Source organism: Pseudomonas fluorescens, assembly GCF_005938625.1.
Taxonomy (GTDB): Bacteria; Pseudomonadota; Gammaproteobacteria; order Pseudomonadales; family Pseudomonadaceae; genus Aquipseudomonas; species Aquipseudomonas fluorescens_BD.
Genome location: NZ_VCNJ01000085.1, coordinates 1 through 1,342, shown reverse-complemented (window position 1 = coordinate 1,342; position 1,342 = coordinate 1). Strand labels below are relative to the sequence as shown.

Here is a 1,342-nt window from a genome sequence, read left to right as displayed (position 1 = left end):
GTAACGCAGGGTGCCCCAGCCCTGATGCTCGGTGATCAAGCGGTCTTGGCGGTCGTACTCGAAGGCCAGCGGGTGTTGCTGGCCGTCATCAACACTAACCAGCCGGCCGAGGCGGTCGTATTGGTAAGTGACCTTGATGCCGTCGGGCAGGGTTTTGACCAGAAGACGCCCGACAGCATCGCGCTCATAAGCGGTGAGCAAACAAGAGCCGTCATCACCGAACTCGGTCTTCTCCAGCAGATGGCCGTTGAGGTCGTAGGCGTACGCCGTGCGCCGACCATCAAAACCGCTTTCCTGACGAATCAGCCCGGTCGGCGTGTAATCCAGCCGGTATTTTTCCCCCGATTCGTTTTCGATCTCGGTGAGCAGCAGCTGCGCATGGTCGTAGCGGTACTGCACCCGCGTGCCGTCGGGGTTGATCCGCCGCGAAACCAGGTGCAGGTCGTCGTCGTATTCGTAACGGGTGATGCGCCCGAGTTCATCGCGCTCGGCGGTGACCTGACCGTAGGCGCCGTAGCTGTAGGCGCGGGTGCTGCCGGTAGGAAATGTCGTCTGAATCAGTCGACCAACCGCGTCCCAGTGCTGACGGGTGACTGCACCGTGTTCGTCGGCAGTGGTGGTCCGTCGCCCCAGCGCATCGTAGGAAAAACGCCGCACGCCGCCATCGGGCAAGGTCTCTTCGGTCAACTGGCCGAGGCTATTCCAGACCAACCGATGCCGACTGCTGTCCGGGTAGCGAATCGACAGCAACTGTCCCCGGGTGTCGTAGTAGTAATGGGTGAGCTGACCGTCAGGGTCGACCGCTTCGGTGACATCGCCCTCGGCGTTGCGCCGGTAGATCCACACCGCATCGCCGCGCGAACGCCGAAACAGGAAACCGTTGCGATACTCGTAGGACGTGGGCGCCTCGTCCGGTGGAATCAGCGCGATCAGCCGTCCGACCTCGTCGTAGCGGTATTCGGTGACGGCGCCTAACGCATCCTGCTCGGCGATCAGCCGGCCCGAATCGTCATAGGCCTTGAGCTGTTCGCCGCCATCCGCCGAGACTTTACGCACCAACCGCGCACGCTCATCGTGAACGTAGGTCTCTTCGGTGCCGTCGACGTAATGCACCGCGACACTGCCGTCGTCCGCCCAGACGTAACGCGTGTCCATCTGCGAAAACGACGCCCAGTGGCGCACGCAACGGGCGGCTTTCCCCGACCGTTCCCACTCCCAGAAAAAACTCGCGCCGCCGGCCAGTTGCCGCTGCAAGATCACGTGGGCGTCGTCGTAGTCGTAACGCTCGCTGTCGCCGACGGCGTTAGTGGCTTCGATCAGGTGCTGATAGGCGTCGTAGCGG

General features: G+C 62.8%; 1 pseudogene. It reads right to left on the bottom strand.

Annotation, left to right across the window (positions count from 1 at the left end):
* Positions 1–1,342, bottom strand: a pseudogene (locus FGA82_RS29755) (RHS repeat protein); the annotation flags it as partial.